Source organism: Diaphorobacter sp. LR2014-1 (assembly GCF_002916785.1).
Lineage (GTDB): Bacteria > Pseudomonadota > Gammaproteobacteria > Burkholderiales > Burkholderiaceae_C > Diaphorobacter > Diaphorobacter nitroreducens.
Window position 1 is genome coordinate 1 of record NZ_MTBE01000006.1, and the last position, 19012, is coordinate 19012.

A 19012-nucleotide genomic window follows, 5' to 3' on the forward strand; every position below is an offset into this window, starting at 1 on the left:
GGAAATCCTGCAAAACCCCGAACGCAGTCTGCTAGAAGCCAGGAAGTCATGGCATCCTCCCCGCCCATGAAGCAAAGCAGCCTTGACCTGAACCTGAGCACCAAAAAGACCCGCAAGCAAGAACTGCTGATCCAGATGGATTTGGTGGTTCCCTGGGCTGCTCTGGTCGAACTCATTGCGCCCTATTACCCCGAAGGCAAGAACGGCCGCCCACCCTTTGCCCTGGAGACCATGCTGCGCATCCACTGCATGCAGCAGTGGTTCACCCTGTCAGATCTGGCGATGGAAGAGGCCTTCTTTGACACCCCGATCTACCGGGAGTTTGCAAGTCTTGATGCCCATGGGAGGGTGCCTGACGAGAGCACCATCCTGAGGTTTCGTCATCGGCTGGAGAAACACAAGCTGGCCGAGCAGATTCTGGCCACTGTCAACGAGCTTCTGGCAGCCCAGGGCTTGCTGCTCAAGGCAGGCACTGCGGTCGATGCCACACTGATCGCAGCGCCTAGCTCTACCAAGAACAAGGACAGAAAGCGCGATCCAGAGATGCATTCGAGCCAAAAGGGCAACGAATGGCACTTTGGCATGAAGGCCCATATCGGCGTGGATGCGGACTCGGGACTCGTGCATACCGTCATAGGCACCTCGGGTAACGTGGCCGACGTTGTAGAGGGCAACAGCTTGCTGCACGGGCAGGAGACAGACGGGTTTGGTGATGCGGGCTACCAAGGTATCGACAAGCGCCCGGATGCCAAGGAGGCAGTGCGGTGGCACATCGCGATGCGCCCAGGCAAACGCAGAGCGCTGGACAAAGAGAACAACCCCGTTGACGCGCTGATAGACCAAGTGGAGAAGATCAAGGCGAGCATCCGTGCCAAGGTGGAGCATCCCTTCAGGGTGATCAAACGACAGTTTGGATACACCAAGGTGCGCTACCGGGGATTGAAGAAGAACACGTTGCAGCTCAAGACGCTGTTTGCGCTGTCCAATCTTTGGATGGTGCGCCATCAATTGCTGGAGGCGCAGGGATGAGTGCCCCTGAAATCAGGCAAATGGCCGCAAAGGCGGTGCAGATGGCCCGCAAGGGCGTGGAAAGTGGTGCGAAGACCCAGGCTAAACGCCATCCATCGCACTATCTGAAACCGGTGACCTTGTAGCACTTACGCATTCGAGTTATTCAGGGCATCCTTAAGCAGCCATCGGCGCGCCGGGCATTTGTGAGATGCCTTGATACCGTGTACGTGAAAAGGCTTGATTTAGCCGAGGACCGGTGACAGCCAAACGCAGACGCTCAATTCTGGACGTGATGTTTTCAGTTGATGCGGTGAGGTTAGTATGCATGCATCACAATTTGACCAACTAACTCCCGTGCCGCAGTCGAAACCATCATCTTGCCATTACGGCGTCATGTTCAAAGAAGCGCTTTCGTATGGACGCTCGATTGGCCTTACTCGTGCTCCTTTGGTTGACGAACGGCCTATCGAGACTCCATTTCTCGAGAAAGCGAACGAGCTTATTCATAAAAAGGCGGCTCTTTGGCGAGAGGGACTGCCTGACTACTACGGCGATCAATGTATGGAAGTCGCATCGAAGTTGTATGCCTTGTTGAACCACCATGGCATAGCTGCAGACATCGTGATCGGCTCAGTCACGGTGCATGGAGACAAACTATATGCCATCACACCTGAAGCAATAGCGCAGGAGGTGATAAATCCTGGCGGTGATGTCGGATTGAATCTGCATGCATGGTTGACTATTGGCGGCGATTCGGTCATCGACTACGCATTGCCTTCAATGCTTGTTCAAAATAAAGGGGCGCCGCCTTACTTTTTGCAAGCCGGGTTTGTAGAGAATGCAGCCGATTTGTGCAGTCAATCGATTGAGTATGAACCGATGTTGGTTGGATCCCAGTTTCTAGGGTGTGTAAATACATACGATCCTGATGACCTGCTAGAACACCTTAGGTCCTTGAGCATTGAATATCAATAGCCGTGATTTGTTGAACGCAAAGGGGTTTTTGCGACGGTCGCACAACGGCCATTAGCTGCGGCTAGGAAGCGTCCGCTTAAGAGCGGTGTGTCGTATGCTCAAATATTGGACAGAAATCGTTAACTATCTGCACACGACACGTTTGGTCGCTAAGGAGGGAAGAGTGGGAACCAGAAAAACATCCGTGCAGCCGCAGCCAAAGGCGCTACTTGAGCTGTTGATCTCGCGCGAAGACGCAAAATCTAAGCTGCAAGCCCGCATTGAGAAGGGTCTTGAACTAAAGCAGAGAGGGGTCGATACCCGAGAAGCTTTCGAGTCTCTATCGAATGATTACAGCAAGTGGGATTCCTTTAACTCCGAGTTGCTGAAGCGCACCTTCACGACTGATGAGCTTGCCAAGGAGTACGACTTTTGGGGGGCAATGGCAATTTCAATGCGAGAACCGTCTCTCGGGGAGAGGATCGCCCAGGTCTACAGAGACGTTGACAAGAAGATCCACCGCCTGGATTCCGTAATCGAGCGACTCGAGCTAATTCCGCTTAGTTCCGCCCCCGAAAGTGCTGTCATCCCAGTAGCAGAAGCGCCTCTTGCTCAAGTTCGAACCAACCGAGTGTTTGTGGTTCATGGCCGGGACGAAGTAGCGAAGACTAGCCTCGAGGTCTTTCTACACGAGATTGGGCTTGAACCCGTCGTCCTGCACCGTCAAGCCGACGAAGGCATGACAATCATCGAGAAGTTTGAAAAGCACAGTGATGTCGGGTACGCCTTTATTCTTCTAACGCCTGATGAAGTTGCCTACTTGGCTGCTGAAGAGGGTAAGGCAGACGGTGAGCGAAGCAAGGAGTTTCGTGCACGACCGAACGTAATTTTCGAGTTCGGCTATTTCGTTGGAAAGCTTGGCCGTTCTCGTGTGTGTTGTCTGTACACAGGAAATGTTTCGCTACCAAGCGATGTCAGTGGAATGATCTACAAGCGCTATGAACGAAGCATCGAAGAGGTGGCATACAGCGTGATCAAGGATCTAAAGGCATCTGGCTACATAGTGTCCTAACCCATCCATCACGCGGTCGTTTTAGAGTTGGCTGCGCCAGCCCTCAGCCGCCGCTCATGTTGAACGTTGAGCGACAGCTTTCGGGCGAGCTATTGAACATAGTCGGCCGGCCGTTCAGGGTCGAAAGAGGCCATAGATGCATGAGCACCTGCCTGCTACCTGCCTAGTTTGAGATCGCAGCAAGGCACTCTGCTCAAAATAGAAAAGGCGCTGCAACGCAAGTCACAGCGCCTTTTTGCAGAAGGCATGCCGGAAAGCCTGCTTCAGCCCTTCTTCTGCACCATCTTGATCACGCTGGAGAAATCCTCCCCCCCGTGCCCCGCAATGCTGTGCGCCGCGTAGATTGCGCGCGCCATGCCGCCCAGCGGGGTGCTGGCCTTGGTGGCGATGGCGTTTTCCTGGGCCAGGCCCAAATCTTTCAGCATCAGGTCGGTGCCGAAGCCGCCCGCGTAGCCCTTGCTGGCGGGGGCGTTCTCGTGCACGCCGGGGAAGGGGTTGTACTTTTCCAGCGCCCAGTTGCCGCCCGAGCTGCGGCGCATGATCTCAGACAGCACCTTGGGTTCCAGGCCGTTGGCGACACCCAGCGCGATGGCTTCGCTGGTGCCCACCATCAGGATGCCCAGCAGCATGTTGTTGCAGATCTTGGCTGTCTGGCCCGCGCCCACGGCGCCGGCGTGGAAGATGTTGGCGCCCATTTTTTCCAGCAGGGGGCGTGCGCGCTGCAGTTGCGCGTCGGTGCCGCCCACCATGAAGGTGAGGGTGCCGGCGATGGCGCCGCCCGTGCCACCCGATACGGGTGCGTCGATGAAGTCGATGCCCAGGGCTTCAGCGGCCTTGGCGACCTTCTGGCTGGTGGCGGCGGCTATTGTTGAGCTGTCGATCACCAGCGTGCCCTTGGCAATGCTGGCCAGCAGGTTGCCGTTGCCCAGGAACAGGCCTTCCACGTGCTGGCTGGCGGGCAGCATGGTGACGACGGCCTCGGCGCCCTGCACGGCGTCTTGCGCGCTGGCGGCGACCTGCAGGCCTTCGGCCCGGACCTTGGCAAGCGCGTCAGCGCTCAGGTCGAAGGCCTTCACGCTGTGGCCGGCCTTGTGCAGGTTGATGGCCATGGGGGCGCCCATGTTGCCCAGCCCGATGAATGCGATTTGCATGGTGGTTGTCTCCTGTGGTGTGTGATGGGAACTATGGTTTTGATAGCTGCCAGCGCTTGATGGGTGCGCGTTACAGGGCAAAAATGCCTGAAATCATGATCGCGTGCCCTTGCTGCGGCTTGTGGCCGCCTTCGCCCGCCGGGGCGAGGCCTTGGCAAGCGGGTTGAAGGCGAGGGCGGTGTCGATCCAGTGCTCCCACTGGGCGCGCGTGGCGTAGGCAGCGGGCTCCAGCCAGAAGTAGCCGGCCATGCCGCCACGCGGGTCCAGCTCGCGCACGCCGGGGGTTTCGGCGGTTGCGTCGTGCTGCTGCGGCGGCAGGCGCACCAACAGCTCTTCGCCCTTCACGCCCAGGCAGAGCTTGCCGTCCACCATGAAGGCGTGGCAGCCAAAGAGCGTGCGCTCCTCTACCTCCACCTGCGCGTTCAGCCGCTCGCCCAGCGCGTCGCGCACGGCGGCGATCAGGTGCAGCGCTTCGTCGGACAGGGGGCGGGCAGGCATGGTGGGTTTGGAGTCAAATAGGCCTCTAGCGCTTATCCATCCAGCGTAGGCAGCTATGGTTTTTGAATTTCAACGGATGACCTCCGGCGCGTCGCCGTCCAGCATGCGCCGGCCGATGATGACGCGCATGATCTCGTTGGTGCCTTCCAGGATCTGGTGCACGCGCGCGTCGCGCAGCAGGCGCTCCAGCGGGTATTCGCGGATGTAGCCGTAGCCACCGTGCAGTTGCAGCGCCTCGTTCACCACGTTGAAGCCCACGTCGGTGGCAAAGCGTTTGGCCATGGCGCAGTAGGTGGAGGCGTCGCGCGCGCCGGCGTCGAGTTTGCTGGCGGCCAGCCGCACCATCTGGCGCGCAGCCACCAGCTCGGTGGCCATGTCGGCCAGCTTGAATTGCAGCGCCTGAAAGCTGGCGATGGGCTTGCCGAACTGCTTGCGGTCTTGCATGTAGCGCTGGGCGTGCTGCAGTGCGCCTTGCGCGGCGCCGACCGAGCAGGTGGCGATGTTGATGCGCCCGCCGTCCAGCCCCTTCATGGCGATCTTGAAGCCTTCGCCCTCCTGGCCCAGTAGGTGGTTGGCGGGGATGCGCACGTTGTCAAAGCTGATCTGGCGCGTGGGCTGGCTGTTCCAGCCCATCTTTTCTTCCTTCTTGCCGTAGTGGATGCCGGGCAGGTTCGCGGGCACGGCAAAGGCGCTGATGCCGCCCGCGCCGGATTGCGCGTCGCCCGTGCGTGCCATGAGCACCAGCACGTCGGTGCTGCCCGCACCGCTGATGAAGGCCTTGCTGCCGTTGATGACGTACTCGTTGCCGACCAGCTCCGCGCGCGTCTTGATGGAGGCGGCGTCGGACCCCGCGCCGGGTTCGGTCAGGCAGTAGCTGGCGAGCTTTTGCCCGCTGGCGAGTGCCTCGCCCCATTCGGCGCGCACGGCATCCGTGGCCCAGGTGCCCAGCATCCAGGTGGCCATGTTGTGGATGGTGATGAAGGCAGTGGTGCTGGGGTCCACGGCCGCCAGTTCCTCGAACACCAGCGTGGCGTCCAGGCGCGGCAGGGCCAGGCCACCGGCGCTCTCGGGCGCGTACAGGCCGCAAAAACCCAGCTCGCCCGCACGGCAAATAGCCTCTCGGGGGAAGATGCCCTGCGCATCCCACTCGGCGGCGTGGGGCGCCAGCTCCGCCTGGGCGAACTGGCGCGCGGTGTCGGCAAAGGCGCGCTGGTCTTCGCTGAGTTCAAAGTCCATGGCGGGTGTCTCCTTCTCTTATGCGTCTTATGGCTTGTTCGTCGTGGGCTGCGGGGCCTCGCCATGGTGCAGCCAGTGCATCAGGGCATCGCGTCGCGCCTGGGTATGGACCGTCAGGCAGTCGTGGTACAGCCGCGGCCATTCGGGGCGGGACTCCGCCGCGCGCTGCGCCTGCTTGCACTGCGCGGCGCGCGTGCGCTGCCAGGCGGCCTGGTCCTGGCGCAGGGCAGGGCGTTCATGGGTCGACAGGGCACGCATCACATCGCCATACAGAATCTGAGTGGCGGTGTCCGCCTCCTGGTAGCGCTGCACGGCGCAGGCGTTGGTCTCATCCACCGTGCCGCCGGGGCGGCAGGCAGCGCCGGCCTGCGCCTGTGCCTGGGTGGCAGCCAACAGGGCGCACGCAGCGGCCAGGGTGCGCAGGCGGGCGGCATGGGGTTTCACGCATCGGGTCATGCCTGTGATTTCACCATGCGCGCACCGCGCGGCGCCGCTTACTTCAGGCTGATGGTGGTGTTCACGCCGTGGCTGGTGGTGCTGTCGTCAAACCAGCGCGCCGTGACGGTCTTGGTCTGCGTGTAGAACAGCACCACCTGCTTGCCGTAGGGGCCCAGGTCGCCCAGCTTGGAAGCGCGGCTGCCGGTGAACGAGAACAGCGGCACGGGCACGGGGATCGGCACGTTGATACCCACCTGGCCCACGTCGATGTCTTCCTGGAACTTGCGCGCGGCAGCGCCGGACTGCGTGAAGATGGCCGTGCCGTTGCCGTTGGGGTTGGCGTTGATGAACTCGATGGCCTCGTCGATGTCCTCGGCGCCGGCCAGGCACAGCACGGGGCCGAAGATTTCCTGGTCGTACACGCTCATGCCGGGCTTCACGCCGCTGAAGATCGTGGGGCCGACGAAGTTGCCCTTGTCGTAGCCCGCCACCTGGGGCTTGCGGCCGTCCAGTTCCAGCGTGGCACCGTCGGCAATGCCGCGCTCGATCAGGCCCTCGACGCGCGACAGCGCGGCGCAGCTCACCAGCGGGCCCACGTCGGTGCCGGGCTCGGTGCCGGCGGACACCTTCAGCGTCTTGGCCTTCTCGACCAGCTCGGGGATCCAGTTGCGCGCCTCGCCCACCAGCACGGCGACCGACAGGGCCATGCAGCGCTGGCCGGCCGCACCGAAGGCGGCGCCGGCCAGGGCGTTCAGCGTCTGCTCCTTGTTGGCGTCAGGCATGACGATGGCGTGGTTCTTCGCACCCATCATGCATTGCACGCGCTTGCCGTTGAGGCTGGCGCGGTTGTACACATGGGTGCCCACCTTGGTGGAGCCCACGAAGCTGATGGCCTTGATGTCGGGGTGGTCGCAGATGGCGTTCACCGCGTCTTCACCGCCGTGGATCACGTTCAGCACGCCGGGGGGCACGCCGGCTTCCAGTGCCAGCTCGCACAGGCGCATGGTGACCATGGGGTCCTGCTCGGAGGGCTTGAGCACGAAGGTGTTGCCGGTGGCGATGGCCATGGGGAACATCCACAGCGGGATCATCGCGGGGAAGTTGAACGGCGTGATGCCGGCGCACACGCCCAGCGGCTGCATGAGGGTGTAGGTGTCCACGCCGTTGGCCACGTTGTTGGCCAGCTCGCCCAGCTGCAGCGTGCCGATGTTGGCCGCGTGCTCCACCACTTCGAGGCCGCGGAACACGTCGCCTTCGGCGTCGGGCAAGGTCTTGCCTTGCTCGGCCGTCAGCAGGGCGGCCAGTTCCTTCATGTTCTCGCGAATGAGCTGCTGCAGCTTCAGGAAGATGCGTGCGCGCGTGCCGATGGGGGTCTTCTTCCAGGTCTTGAAGGCGTCCTTGGCAGAGGCCACGGCGGCGTTGATCTCGTCGGGCGTGGCGAAAGGCACGCGCGCCAGCACCTGTTGCGTGGCGGGATTGACCACGTCGCGCCACTGGGTGGTCTTGGACTCGACGAATTGGCCGCCGATCAGCAGCTTGACGGTGGGGGCCTTCACGGCCTGGGAGGTGGATGCGTCCATGGTTGTCTCCTGGGGTCCTGGGGTGGTCTGCAATGAAGCCGGCACGGCAAGTGCCGACTTGGCATGGGCTGCATCGTAGTTGTGCGAAATTGCGTAGGCAATAGACAATCACGCACCTTGGCTTTGCAAATTTGCACATCACCGCAGAGGAGCCGCATGGATTGGGACAATTTGCGCTACTTCCTTGAGCTGGCGCGCACCGGCACGCTGGCAGGGGCCGCGCGCCGCACCGGTGTGGAACACACGACAGTGGCGCGGCGCATCCAGGCGCTGGAAAAACAGATGGGTGCGCCGCTGTTCGCCCGCGAGGCGGCGGGACACCGGCTGACGGAAACCGGCCGCCACCTGCTGCCCGCCGTCGAGGCCATGGAGGCCGCCGTGCTGGGGGTGGAGCGCGCATCGCCCGCCAACTCCCCGGGCGCGGGCCCCTCCGGACTGGTGCGCGTGGGTGCCACCGAGGGTTTTGGCACGGTGGTGCTGGCGCCGCATCTGGCGCGGCTCACACAGAAGCACCCGCACTTGTCCATCGACCTGCTGGCTCTGCCGCGCATGCTGCACCTGAGCCGGCGCGAGGCGGACATCGTGATTTCGTTAGAGCGGCCCAAGCGCGGCTCGGTGATCGTCACCAAACTTGCCGACTACACCCTGCGTCTCTACGGCCAGCGCGAGTACCTGGCGCGCAGACCGCTGGTGGCCAAGCGTGAAGACCTGCGCCACCACGCCTTCATCAGCTACGTGGACGACTTGCTGTTCACGAAAGAGCTGCAGTTCATCGACCAGCTCTACCCGCCCGAGCGTTTTGCGCTGCGCAGCACCAGCATCACCGCGCAGTACGAGGCCGTGCGCGCCGGCGCGGGCCTGGCCGTACTGCCCGCGTTCCTGGCCGACCGTGACCCCGTACTTGCGCGCGTGCTGCCCCACGAGGCCGAGTTCACACGCACCTTCTGGATGAGCATGCCGGCCGAGGCCAAGCACTTGGCGCGCATGCAGGCAGTGTGGGCCTTCCTGAAAGACGTGGGCCAGCGCGAGGCGGCATCGCTGGTCCCAGGTAAACCAGCGGCAGGCTAGGGCACGCTGCGGCATACAGAAAAAGGCCCCCGCATGCGGGGGCCTTGCGGACCAGGGGATCAGCAAGGATCAACCTTGCTCCTTGTTCTTGCCCGACGTGCCCTGGCTGGAGGAGATAGCGCTATTGCTGCCGCTGCTCTTTTGCCCGCTGCCGCCGCGCGAGGTGCGCCAGGTGTTGAAGTCATCGGCAAACTTCTCATAGCGCTCCTTGCGCCAGGAGTCGTAGTCGTCATCCAACTGGCGCAATTGGTCCTGGCGCCACTGGTGGTAGTCGGGGTCGTTCTGAAAGCGCCCGCGCTGCTCTCCGCCGGTGCCGGAGTACTGCGAACCAAAGTCCGCGTCGCGATGGCCTTCATAACCCTGGCCTTGGGAGCCGTACCCCTGCGAACCGTACCCCCCGTAGCCGCTCTGGCCCACGGGTGTCCAAGTCTTGCGCGATCGCGCCTGACCCTTGTCTTTCATGAATGGAGTGAGCTATGCAGAACGTTTCTGATGTGATGACCCGCGGGATCCGCACCATGGCACCCGACGACACCCTGACCACCGCCGCGCAGGCCATGCGCGAGTTGAATGTGGGAGCCTTGCCGGTGTGCAATGGCGAGCGCCTGGTGGGCATGGTGACGGACCGCGACATGGTGCTGCGCGGCCTGGCCGAAGAGCGCACCCACTCGCGCCTGAACGAGGTCATGTTCCGCGAGGTGTACTACTGCTACGAAGACCAGCCCGTGGACGAAGCCATCGCGTCCATGCGCGACATGCAGGTGCGCCGGCTGCCCGCGGTGGATCGTGACCAGCGGCTGGTGGGTATCGTGTCGCTAGGCGATGTGGCCACCAACGTGGACGAGCGCCAGTCCGGCACGGCGATCCGCGACATCTCCAGTCCTTCAGAGCCGACCGGCGCAGCCAATCGGCCGCCAGTGGCGCCGCAGGCGGCGGCCAGACCTCGTGACGACACACGGCCGCGCCCACGGCGGCCCTCGCCACAGCGGGGCGCAGGCCCCCCGTTTTTTTATATGCGCCCCATCAGCAGCAGGATGAGCACGATCACCACCACCAGCCCGACACCACCGCCCGGACCGTAGCCCCAGGAACGGCTGTACCCCCAGGTCGGCAGCACGCCGATCAGGATCAGCACCAGGATGATGAGCAGCAGGAGGGAAATCGACATGGTTTTCCTTTCGTTGGCAACGCGGGCATCGCGTGGCCTCATCGTGCGGGCGCTGGAGGCGCCCGCAGCTAGGCAGGCGGTGCATGGCGTGGTCAGGCAGCATGCCGAGCGGGCTGTAGGCCAAGGCCCCGCTCTTGCCTGGACAGTGGCCGGCGCTTCGCTGCCGGCTGCGCGGGCCGCCGCGTGCAGGTTCGCTGAAGGATGGGTTTGCCTGTGCGGCCCGGCCGCGCACAATGCACATGCCATGGTGTCAACGCGGCGCCATGGCCCTCCGCGTAGCCTCGCGTGCCGCATACAGAGCCCGCTGGCGCAGCACCATGACAGCACCCACGGTTGATCCCAGGAATCCTTCCCATGAACTCTGTGTCAAAAGTGCCTGCAAGCCATACCGGAAGAGCGCTATCAGCTATTATTAACATAGCATTGACCGCCGCCGCCATGCTGGCGGGCGGCGAGGCGCTTTCCCAGGAGGTCGCACCCGTACACCCCGTGCCCGCGCGCGGTGAGGCGTCGGCGGAGGTAGTGGCTTCGGGCCTGAGCCATCCGTGGGGCCTGGCCTTCTTGCCGGGCGGGCGCTTCCTCGTCACCGAGCGGCCCGGCCGCCTGCGCGTGGTGGAGGCCGACGGGCGCCTGGGGCCGCCGCTGGCCGGGTTGCCACAAGTGGCGGCGGGCGGGCAGGGCGGCCTGCTGGATGTGATCACCGATGCGGACTTCGCGCGCAACCGGCGCATCTTCTTTTGCTATTCCGAACCCGCACCGAAGGGCGACGGCAACAGCACGGCCCTGGCCAGCGCCACGCTGGCGCCGGACGCGGCGGCGCTGCAGGACGTGAAAGTGCTCTTCAGCCAGCGTCCCAAGGTGGCGAGCCAGTTGCACTTTGGCTGCCGCATCGTGCAGGCGCCGGACGGCCATCTGTTTCTCACGCTGGGCGAGCGCTACGGCCGCAAGGAGGACGCCCAGCGCCTGGACAACCACCTGGGCAAGGTCGTGCGCATAGCGCCCACGGGCGGCGCGGCGCCCGGCAACCCGCTGGCGGGCCGCGCGGGCGCGCTGCCGGAGATCTGGAGCTGGGGCCACCGCAACCCGCAGGGAGCGGCCTGGGGGCCAGACGGCCGGCTGTGGATCCATGAGCACGGCGCGCAAGGGGGCGACGAGATCAACCGCCCCGAAGCAGGCCGCAACTACGGCTGGCCGGTGATCACCTATGGCGAAAACTATGGCGGCGGCAAGATCGGCGAGGGCACGGCCAAGGCCGGCATGGAGCAGCCGCTGCATTACTGGGTGCCGTCGATCGCGCCGTCGGGGATGGCCTTTCTCACCAGCGACCGGTACGGCACGGCCTGGAAGGGGAGCCTGTTCGTGGGTTCTCTCAAGTTCGCACGGCTGCACCGGCTGGAGCTGCAGGGCGCGCAGGTGGTGCGCGACGAGTACCTGCTGGACCACCTGGGCGCGCGCATCCGCGACGTGCGCCAGGGGCCGGACGGTTGGTTGTACTTGCTCACCGACAGCCCGGACGGGCAGTTGCTGCGCCTGAGGCAACGTTGAACACGCCTGCGCGAGGACGCGCCACAGTGCGGGACCGGCTGCGAGGGGGGCGTCCCCTTGCCCGAATCGGGACACGCGGCGCACGGGGAACTTGCGCGCCGTTGCCCCGCTGCTACCCGTAGCGCCTGCGACAATGACCGCCCGACTGAACAACGATGACCGCCATGCTGCTTGACGCCTCCGAATCCCAACTCGTTCTCGTGGATTACCAGGAACGCCTGATGCCCGCCATCTTCGAGGCAGAAGCCGCACTGGCCAACGCGCGCAGGCTGGCGCAGATTGCCAGGCTGATGGACGTGCCGGTGTGGGGCACGGAGCAGAACCCTTCGCGCCTGGGGCCCAACGACGCCGCGTTGCGCGCGCTGTGCCAGCGCACCTTGTCCAAGATGCACTTCAGCGCCACCGAGGAGGGCCTGGGCGAGTGGCTGCGCCCGCCCGCCAAGGCCCAGGGCGGCAATGCGCGCAGCCTGCCCAAGCACCTGCAAAAGGGCCGCGAGCCCCAGGCGCCGGAGCGCGCCAGCATCGTGGTGGCCGGCTGCGAGGCCCATGTCTGCCTGCTGCAGACGGCGCTCGATCTGCTGGAGGATGAGTTCGAGGTATGGGTGGTGACGGACGCCTGCAGCTCGCGCACGGAGCGCAACCGCGACGCCGCCTTCGACCGACTGGCCGGCGCCGGCGCCGAGCTGGTAACCACCGAGATGGTGGCCTTCGAGTGGCTGCGCAGTTGCGAGCACCCGGCATTCAAGGAGATGCTGGCCTTGGTCAAATAGGCCTCTCGGGCACACCCAACAAGCGCTAACAGCTATGAATAGTGAAGCGCAAAGGTGGGCTGGGCGTAGAGGGTGCGGCGAGCGCCGCGTCAGCGACTGCGTCAAGGACCGCGTCTGCGACCGCGTCAGCTTCCCGCAAGCGCGGCATGAATAATTATGAATTTTGGATAACCACCGACCCGCGCCACGTCGACGCGGAGGATTCCAAGGAGACAGCACCATGGCCGCCGACTATGCCGACTTCTACCGCCGCTCCATCGACGAGCGCGACGCCTTCTGGGCCGAGCAGGCTCGCCTGATCGACTGGCAGCAGCCGCCGCAGCAGATCTGCGACTGGAGCAACCCGCCGTTCGCCAAGTGGTTCGTGGGCGGCACCACCAACCTGTGCCACAACGCGGTGGACCGCCACCTGGCCGAGCGCCCGCTGCAAAACGCGCTGGTGGCCATCTCCACCGAAACCAATACCGAGCGCGCCTACACCTACGCCGAGCTGCACCAGGAAGTGCAGCGCATGGCCGCCAGCCTGCAGACGCTGGGCGTGCGCCAGGGCGACCGCGTGCTGATCTACATGCCCATGATTGCCGAGGCGGCGTTCGCCATGCTGGCGTGCGCGCGCATCGGGGCCATCCATTCGGTGGTGTTCGGTGGGTTCGCATCGTCGTCGCTGGCTTCGCGCATCGAGGACGCCGAGCCCACGGTGATCGTGAGCGCCGATGCGGGCTCGCGCGGCGGCAAGGTGGTGCCCTACAAGCCGCTGCTGGACGAGGCCATCGAACTGTCGGCCCACAAGCCCGCGGCCGTGCTGCTGGTGGACCGGGGCCTCGCGCCCGCCGCCATGCGCGCGGGCCGCGACCACGACTGGGCGGCACTGCGCGCGCGGCACATGGATGCGCAGGTGCCCTGCATCTGGGTGGACGCCACGCAGCCCAGCTACACCCTGTACACCAGCGGCACCACCGGCAAGCCCAAGGGCGTGCAGCGCGACACGGGCGGCTACACCGTGGCGCTGGCGTCCAGCATGCGCCACATCTTCGAGGCACAGCCGGGCGACACCTATTTCTGTACCAGCGACATCGGCTGGGTGGTGGGCCACAGCTACATCATCTACGGCCCGCTGATTGCCGGCATGACCACCATCCTGTACGAAGGCCTGCCGGTGCGGCCCGACGCGGGCATCTGGTGGAGCATCGTCGAGAAATACCGGGTCACGCACATGTTCTCGGCCCCCACGGCGGTGCGCGTGCTCAAGAAGCAGGACCCGGCCTACCTGAAGAAATACGACATCCGCAGCCTGAAGGCGCTGTGGCTGGCGGGCGAGCCCCTGGACGAGCCCACGGCGCAGTGGATCAGCGACGCGCTGCAGGTGCCCATCATCGACAACTACTGGCAGACCGAGACCGGCTGGCCCATCCTCACGCTGTGCAACGGCGTGCAGAAGCAAACCTCGCGCTTCGGCAGCCCGGGCAAGGCCGTGTACGGCTACAACGTCCAGCTGATCGACGAGGCCACGGGCGAGGAGCTGACCCAGCCCAACCAGAAGGGCGTGGTGGCCATCGAGGGGCCGCTGCCCCCTGGCTGCCTGCAGACCGTGTGGCGCAACGATGATCGCTTCGTCAACACCTACTGGAAGAGCATTCCCGGCCGGCTGGTCTACAGCACGTTCGACTGGGGCATCCGCGATGCCGACGGCTACTACTTCATCCTGGGCCGCACCGACGACGTGATCAACGTGGCCGGCCACCGCCTGGGCACGCGCGAGATCGAGGAATGCATCGCCGGCCACCCCAATGTGGCCGAGGTGGCCGTGGTGGGCGTGGCCGACGCGCTGAAAGGCCAGGTCGCGATGGCCTTCGCGGTGCCGCGCGATGCCTCGGGCCTCACCGACGAGGCCGCGCGCCTGAAGCTGGAAGGCGAGGTGATGAAGCAGGTCGATACCCAACTGGGCGCCGTGGCCCGCCCGGCGCGCGTGCTGTTCGTGACGATGCTGCCCAAGACCCGCAGCGGCAAGCTGCTGCGCCGCGCCCTGCAGGCCGTGGCCGAGCGCCGCGACACGGGCGACCTGACCACCATGGAAGACCCCGTGGCACTGCAGCAGATCAAGGAACTGCTGGGCTGACGCGCGGCAATTTGCTCTTGATTTGATAGCTTCTAGCGCTTGATGGACGGGCGCTGGAAGCTTTTTTATTGCTTGATTCGATACGCCATCAGGCGGCTATCGCCGCCGCCGGTGGTACGGGCGCGGCGGCCTGGCTTGTGGCGCGCCATGGTGCGGGGGCCTGCCAGGCCTTCGCCCAGTCCATGAATTGCTCCACGGGCATGGGCATGGCGATGCAGTAGCCCTGCGCGTGGTGGCAGCCCATCTGCAGCACTGCCAGGCCTTGCTCCTCCGTTTCCACCCCTTCGGCCACGATGCCGCAGCCAAAGGAATGCGCCAGGCCGATCACGCCCTGCACAATGGCCCGGTCGCCCGCATCGGCCAGCATGCCGGCGACGAAGCTGCGGTCCAGCTTGAGGTGGTCCATGGGCAGGCGGCGCAGGTACGCCAGCGACGAGTAGCCCGTGCCGAAGTCGTCGAACGAGATCTGCATGCCCAGCGCACGCAGTCTGGTCAGCTCCCGCGCCACGTGGTCGATGTCGTAGAGCGCGGCGCTTTCGGTGAGCTCGATGGCCAGCAGCCGCGCCGGCACCGCGGGGTGCTGCGCCAGGCGCAACGCCATCCAGTCCGCAAAGCCCCGGCGGTGCAGGTGCTCGGGCGTGATGTTGATGCTGACGGGCAGTTCCAGACCCTGCGCCATCAGGCGGGCGATCTGCTGCAGCGCGGTGTCCACCACCCATTCGCCAAAACGCATCTGCAGCTCGGCATGCCCTTCGATGAGGTGCAGGAAATGCACGGGCGACAGCAGGCCGCGCTCGGGGTGCTGCCAGCGGGCCAGGGCCTCGGCCCCCACCACGGTGCCCAGCCGCATGTCCACTTTGGGCTGCAGGAACAGTGTCAGTTCGCCACGCTGCAGCGCGCGCAGCAGTTCGCCGCACTGCTCGCGCCGCAGTTGCCGGGCGCGCTCCTCGGCGGCGTCAAAGCCATGGAAGCGGTTGCGCCCCGCCTGCTTGGCCGCATACATGGCCTGGTCGGCGTGGCGCAACAGGGTGTCGGCGTCGGCCTCATCGTCGGGGTAGAGGGTGTAGCCGATGCTGGCGGTGACCAGCACGCGCTCGCCGTCCAGCGTGTACGGGGCCGCGACGCTCTCCATCACCGTATGCAGGCGCCGCTCGCATTCCTCGGCATGGGCCAAGCCCGACAGCAGGATCACGAACTCGTCCCCGCCCAGCCGCGCTACCGAGTCGGTCAGGCGCAGGGCGCGCTTGAGCCGCTCGGCCACCACCACCAGCAGCCGGTCGCCCGCCGCGTGGCCCAGGCGGTCGTTGACGGGCTTGAAGCCGTCCAGGTCCAGGTAGGCCACGCCCAATTGCTGGCCGCGCGCACGGCTGTGCTCCATGCCTGCGCGCAGCCGCCGCTCCAGCATCACCCGGTTGGGCAGGCCGGTGAGTGCGTCGTAATGGGCCATGCGCTCCAGTTGCCGCTCCTGCTGGCGCTGGCTGCTCACGTCGATGGACATGCCCACCATGCGCGCGGGCTGCCCGGCGGTGTCGTACGCCACCACCTTGCCCACGCTGCGGATCCAGCGGCCGTCGCCCTGGGGGGCAAGCACCTCGCAGGTCACGTCGAACGGCTTGTGCGGCTCTTGCAGGTGGCGCTGCAGCTCCTGGGTGACCACGTCGATGTCTTCCGGCGTGATACCCGACGCCCAGTGCACGGCAGCGCTGGCCCCGGGCTCCACGGGCGCCAGCCCGTACATGGCGCGCCAGCGCGCGTCGCCCGTGACTTCGCCGCTGGGCAGGTTCCAGTCCCACAGGCCCAGCGCCGCCGCCTCGATGGTGAGCGACAGCAGTTCCTCGCGCTCGCGTACGCGCTGTTCGGTCTGCTTGCGCTCGGTGATGTCGTGCAGGCCGAACAGCCAGCAGGCCTCGCCGTTCACTTCGATGGGGCTCATGGACTGCAGCACGGTGCGCTTGTCGCCGCCGCGCGTGGTCAGTTCCAGCTCGTAGCCCACGAGCTGCCCTTCGGCCGTCGCCGCCTCCAGCAGCGCCGCGCGGGTGGGGGCGGAGTAGATGCCCAGTTCCACCACCGTGCGCCCCACGGCTTCCTGGCGGGTGTAGCCCAGGGCCTGCTCCCACGCCGGATTCACGTCGAGGTAGGTGCCGTCCTCGCGGCGCGAGAACCCCAGCGGGTAGGGCAGCAGCTGGAAGATGCGCGCCAGCCGTTCTTCGGAAGAACGCAGCCGCTGCGCCGCGCGGCGCGGCTCGTCGATGTCCTGCAGGATGCCGCGCACGCGCACCACGCGGTCGCCCTCGATGATGGGCTCCCCGCGCACGCGCACCCAGACCAGGCGCCCATCGGCGCGCACGATCTCGATTTCCTGGCTCCACACAGTGCGCTTGCGCAGGCAGTCGCGCAGGGCTGCGTGCATGGCTTCCCGCCAGACGGGTGCGACGAACTGCTGCACGTAGTCGCGCGGCAGCGGCGTGCCCGGGTCCAGCCCGTGGATGCCGAAGCACACGTCGGACCAATAGGTGATGCCCTTGCCCGGCTCTTCCTCCCACACGCCCAGCCGCGCCATCCAGCCCGCCTGGCGCAGCAGGCGGTTGGCGGCGAGCAATTCATCGCGCACACGGCGCTCCTGCGTCATGTCGTGGAACACGAAGACCAGGCAGTCCTCGCCCTCAATGCGCGACACCCGTCCCGACATGAGGCCCGGCACTTCGGCGCCGTCGCGCAGCGCCGTCATTGGCAGGCCGCGGACCTCGCCCTGGTTGCGCAGCGCCTCGGTGAGGCGGGCGCGCTCCTGCGTGTCGCCCCACACGCCCAGTTCCATGGACGAACGTCCCAAAATCTGGTCGCGCGGCTTGCCCAGCAACCGCTCGAACGCAGGGTTCACGTCCAGGTAGCACCCGTCGGACAGGCGGGTGATGCCCGCGGCGTCGGGCAGAGTCTGGTAGACGGTGGTGTATTTGGCTTCGGACACGCGCAGCGCGTCGCGCATCTCGTGGTGCTCGGTGATGTCCAGGTCAATGCCGGCCATGCGCAGCACGCGTCCGGCGGAGTCGCGCTCCACCGCGTGCCCGCGCGAGACCACCCAGCGCCAGTGGCCCTCGTCATCGCGCATGCGCGACTCGGCATGGAAGCTCTCTTCCAGTCCGTCCTGCACGCGCTGCAGGTACGCGCCCAGGCGCTCGCGGTCGTCGGGGTGGCGCCGGGCGTTCCAGCGTTGCCATGACTCGCGCACATCGAAGGCGCGCAGCGGTGTGAAGTCCTCGTCGTCGGGGCTGTTGGCCAGGCCGAAAGCCCGGTAAAAGCGCCCGTGGTAGGTAAAGCGGCTGTTGCGCAGATCCCATTCCCAGCGCCCGCCGCCCGAGGCCTTGAGCACGCGCAGCAGCTCGTCCTCGTGCTGTCCCAGCGTCTGCAGCGACCGGGCCCGCGCGCGCAACAGCTCGACGGCGCCGCACAGCGCCACCACGCCGAAGGCGTAGCGCCAGGGAATGCCCTGCCACGGGGCCGATCCCCCCTGCGCGGCGAGGGCGCTGGCCGTCTCGGTCCAGGGCAGCAGCGCGGGCGGCACCAGCACGGTGAGCGCGACCACCAGCGATATCGCCGTCAAGCGTGTCGCGCGCCCCAGCTGCCACGCCAGGCAGCCCATCAGCCAACAGGCCGCGGACAGGCTGATCATGGCGCCCCAGTGGGCCGGCGCGTCCAGCCAGCCGCTGGCCAGCGCAGCCACTGCGGCCACGCCACCGCACAACGGCCCGAACAGGAACGCGGCGGAAACGATGATGGGCGGGTGGATGTACGCCACCCCTGGCGCGTCTAGGGCCTGTTCACACTATTTTTGCCAGTGCGAATGGCGTGAAAACCGCGCCAATCTAGGCGCGTGACGACGCCAAGGCCGGGGCCTTGGCTAGGAGGGCAACGACGAATGGCGCGGTTTNTCACTCCGTTCCCTCCGGGTTGCGATCAAAAAGGGCCATTCGCGGCGTTGCCAAGCCTCGCTGGGGTAGCACCCCAGCTTCGTTTGGCGCCTTGCGCCTGGCCCTTTTTGATCGCAACGCATCTGGCAAAAATAGTGTGAACAGGCCCTAGCGGCATGCCCTGCAGGGCCACCAGCGTCGACGCCGCCCCGGCCACCAGGCCCAGCGCGATGCGCACGCCGCGCGAGGGTTGCAGCAGAACGGGTTGCGGCAGCGCGGTCGCCCCGGCGATCAGCAGCAGGTGCACGATGCCGGAGAGGAACACCTCAGTGGGCATATCCCTCCTGTGCATCCGCGCGCTGGTCGCCCCCGCGGTCCCCGCCATCCTGGCGCAATGGCGCAGCGCCCGCGGGCCGCGGCCCGGGGATGCGTGCAACGGCAGGGAATACGGCAAAGGCGCAAGGCGACATGTTTCAGAGTGTATTGCGCCCGGCGGCCCG

General features: G+C 65.7%; 18 protein-coding genes. 9 read left to right on the forward strand and 9 right to left on the reverse strand.

Annotated elements, in window-relative coordinates:
• Window positions 1-66 precede the first annotated feature (66 nt).
• From BV908_RS06940 to BV908_RS06945, 4 genes are all read left to right on the forward strand, one after another.
• Complete coding sequence (locus tag BV908_RS06940; RefSeq protein WP_103737652.1) at window positions 67-1029, forward strand: IS5 family transposase; 963 nt, start codon at window positions 67-69, stop codon at window positions 1027-1029.
• Entirely contained in the window at window positions 1026-1154 is a 129-nt protein-coding gene (locus tag BV908_RS22900) for a hypothetical protein (RefSeq protein WP_255352815.1), read from the forward strand. The genes BV908_RS06940 and BV908_RS22900 overlap by 4 nt, the downstream gene beginning before the upstream one ends.
• Before the next feature lie 250 nt (window positions 1155-1404).
• Entirely contained in the window at window positions 1405-1986 is a 582-nt protein-coding gene (locus BV908_RS22070; protein WP_172751357.1) for a hypothetical protein, read from the forward strand.
• A 163-nt stretch (window positions 1987-2149) separates the two neighbouring features.
• On the forward strand, window positions 2150-3037 hold the full coding sequence (locus tag BV908_RS06945) for a nucleotide-binding protein (RefSeq protein ID WP_210434000.1): 888 nt from the start codon (window positions 2150-2152) through the stop codon (window positions 3035-3037).
• A gap of 263 nt (window positions 3038-3300) precedes the next feature.
• Here BV908_RS06945 and mmsB read toward each other — a convergent pair whose 3' ends face one another.
• The 5 genes from mmsB to BV908_RS06970 all read right to left on the reverse strand — a co-directional run bounded on the left by mmsB (window position 3301) and on the right by BV908_RS06970 (window position 7940).
• Complete coding sequence (mmsB, locus tag BV908_RS06950) at window positions 3301-4269, reverse strand: 3-hydroxyisobutyrate dehydrogenase (RefSeq protein ID WP_281631027.1); 969 nt, start codon at window positions 4267-4269, stop codon at window positions 3301-3303.
• 12 nt (window positions 4270-4281) lie between these two features.
• Window positions 4282-4686, reverse strand: coding sequence for a TfoX/Sxy family protein (locus tag BV908_RS06955; RefSeq protein ID WP_015913337.1), 405 nt, complete (start codon window positions 4684-4686; stop codon window positions 4282-4284).
• A 69-nt stretch (window positions 4687-4755) separates the two neighbouring features.
• Window positions 4756-5922, reverse strand: coding sequence for an acyl-CoA dehydrogenase family protein (locus tag BV908_RS06960; RefSeq protein WP_011805250.1), 1167 nt, complete (start codon window positions 5920-5922; stop codon window positions 4756-4758).
• A gap of 27 nt (window positions 5923-5949) precedes the next feature.
• On the reverse strand, window positions 5950-6378 hold the full coding sequence (locus tag BV908_RS06965; RefSeq protein ID WP_047349561.1) for a lysozyme inhibitor LprI family protein: 429 nt from the start codon (window positions 6376-6378) through the stop codon (window positions 5950-5952).
• A gap of 38 nt (window positions 6379-6416) precedes the next feature.
• Window positions 6417-7940 carry a CoA-acylating methylmalonate-semialdehyde dehydrogenase gene (locus BV908_RS06970; protein WP_103737655.1) on the reverse strand — a complete coding sequence of 508 codons (1524 nt, stop codon included), beginning with the start codon at window positions 7938-7940 and terminating at the stop codon, window positions 6417-6419.
• 156 nt (window positions 7941-8096) lie between these two features.
• Between BV908_RS06970 and BV908_RS06975 the strand changes: the two genes are divergently transcribed.
• Window positions 8097-9008, forward strand: a complete 912-nt coding sequence (locus BV908_RS06975) for a LysR family transcriptional regulator (protein ID WP_103737656.1) — start codon at window positions 8097-8099, stop codon at window positions 9006-9008.
• 69 nt (window positions 9009-9077) lie between these two features.
• On the opposite strand, the gene BV908_RS06980 is transcribed toward BV908_RS06975, so the two are convergent.
• Window positions 9078-9470: a hypothetical protein gene (locus tag BV908_RS06980; protein WP_103737657.1), complete on the reverse strand. Its 393-nt coding sequence runs from the start codon at window positions 9468-9470 to the stop codon at window positions 9078-9080.
• A 14-nt stretch (window positions 9471-9484) separates the two neighbouring features.
• On the opposite strand from BV908_RS06980, the gene BV908_RS06985 reads away from it, so the two are divergent.
• Window positions 9485-10090, forward strand: a complete 606-nt coding sequence (locus tag BV908_RS06985; RefSeq protein ID WP_103737658.1) for a CBS domain-containing protein — start codon at window positions 9485-9487, stop codon at window positions 10088-10090.
• On the opposite strand, the gene BV908_RS06990 is transcribed toward BV908_RS06985, so the two are convergent.
• Complete coding sequence (locus tag BV908_RS06990; protein WP_011805256.1) at window positions 10018-10176, reverse strand: DUF3309 family protein; 159 nt, start codon at window positions 10174-10176, stop codon at window positions 10018-10020. The two genes, BV908_RS06985 and BV908_RS06990, sit on opposite strands and share 73 nt — an antisense overlap.
• Before the next feature lie 438 nt (window positions 10177-10614).
• Here BV908_RS06990 and BV908_RS06995 point away from each other — a divergent pair, with 438 nt between their 5' ends.
• From BV908_RS06995 to BV908_RS07005, 3 genes are all read left to right on the forward strand, one after another.
• The gene (locus BV908_RS06995; RefSeq protein WP_103737740.1) at window positions 10615-11721 is read left to right on the forward strand and encodes a PQQ-dependent sugar dehydrogenase; all 1107 of its coding nucleotides are present in this window, start codon (window positions 10615-10617) and stop codon (window positions 11719-11721) included.
• 164 nt (window positions 11722-11885) lie between these two features.
• Window positions 11886-12491, forward strand: a complete 606-nt coding sequence (locus tag BV908_RS07000) for an isochorismatase family protein (protein WP_103737741.1) — start codon at window positions 11886-11888, stop codon at window positions 12489-12491.
• Window positions 12492-12711: 220 nt separating this feature from the next.
• A complete protein-coding gene (locus BV908_RS07005) occupies window positions 12712-14607 on the forward strand; it encodes a propionate--CoA ligase (protein WP_011805259.1) in 1896 nt (631 codons plus the stop codon).
• 88 nt (window positions 14608-14695) lie between these two features.
• Here the strand turns inward: BV908_RS07005 and BV908_RS07010 are convergent, their stop codons facing one another.
• Both BV908_RS07010 and BV908_RS07015 read right to left on the reverse strand, forming a co-directional pair.
• Window positions 14696-18400, reverse strand: a complete 3705-nt coding sequence (locus tag BV908_RS07010) for an EAL domain-containing protein (protein ID WP_246867467.1) — start codon at window positions 18398-18400, stop codon at window positions 14696-14698.
• A gap of 158 nt (window positions 18401-18558) precedes the next feature.
• The gene (locus BV908_RS07015; protein ID WP_146052205.1) at window positions 18559-18849 is read right to left on the reverse strand and encodes a hypothetical protein; all 291 of its coding nucleotides are present in this window, start codon (window positions 18847-18849) and stop codon (window positions 18559-18561) included.
• Window positions 18850-19012 lie beyond the last annotated feature (163 nt).

Coding starts and splice junctions, on each gene's coding strand:
- BV908_RS07015 (WP_146052205.1), bottom strand. CDS start 18,849: ATGCCCACTGAGGTGTTCCTCTCCGGCATCGTGCACCTGCTGCTGATC.
- BV908_RS06940 (WP_103737652.1), top strand. CDS start 67: ATGAAGCAAAGCAGCCTTGACCTGAACCTGAGCACCAAAAAGACCCGC.
- BV908_RS06965 (WP_047349561.1), bottom strand. CDS start 6,378: ATGACCCGATGCGTGAAACCCCATGCCGCCCGCCTGCGCACCCTGGCC.
- BV908_RS07005 (WP_011805259.1), top strand. CDS start 12,712: ATGGCCGCCGACTATGCCGACTTCTACCGCCGCTCCATCGACGAGCGC.
- BV908_RS06985 (WP_103737658.1), top strand. CDS start 9,485: ATGCAGAACGTTTCTGATGTGATGACCCGCGGGATCCGCACCATGGCA.
- BV908_RS07000 (WP_103737741.1), top strand. CDS start 11,886: ATGCTGCTTGACGCCTCCGAATCCCAACTCGTTCTCGTGGATTACCAG.
- BV908_RS06980 (WP_103737657.1), bottom strand. CDS start 9,470: ATGAAAGACAAGGGTCAGGCGCGATCGCGCAAGACTTGGACACCCGTG.
- BV908_RS06955 (WP_015913337.1), bottom strand. CDS start 4,686: ATGCCTGCCCGCCCCCTGTCCGACGAAGCGCTGCACCTGATCGCCGCC.
- BV908_RS06975 (WP_103737656.1), top strand. CDS start 8,097: ATGGATTGGGACAATTTGCGCTACTTCCTTGAGCTGGCGCGCACCGGC.
- BV908_RS22070 (WP_172751357.1), top strand. CDS start 1,405: ATGTTCAAAGAAGCGCTTTCGTATGGACGCTCGATTGGCCTTACTCGT.
- BV908_RS06990 (WP_011805256.1), bottom strand. CDS start 10,176: ATGTCGATTTCCCTCCTGCTGCTCATCATCCTGGTGCTGATCCTGATC.
- BV908_RS22900 (WP_255352815.1), top strand. CDS start 1,026: ATGAGTGCCCCTGAAATCAGGCAAATGGCCGCAAAGGCGGTGCAGATG.
- BV908_RS06960 (WP_011805250.1), bottom strand. CDS start 5,922: ATGGACTTTGAACTCAGCGAAGACCAGCGCGCCTTTGCCGACACCGCG.
- BV908_RS06970 (WP_103737655.1), bottom strand. CDS start 7,940: ATGGACGCATCCACCTCCCAGGCCGTGAAGGCCCCCACCGTCAAGCTG.
- BV908_RS06995 (WP_103737740.1), top strand. CDS start 10,615: ATGCTGGCGGGCGGCGAGGCGCTTTCCCAGGAGGTCGCACCCGTACAC.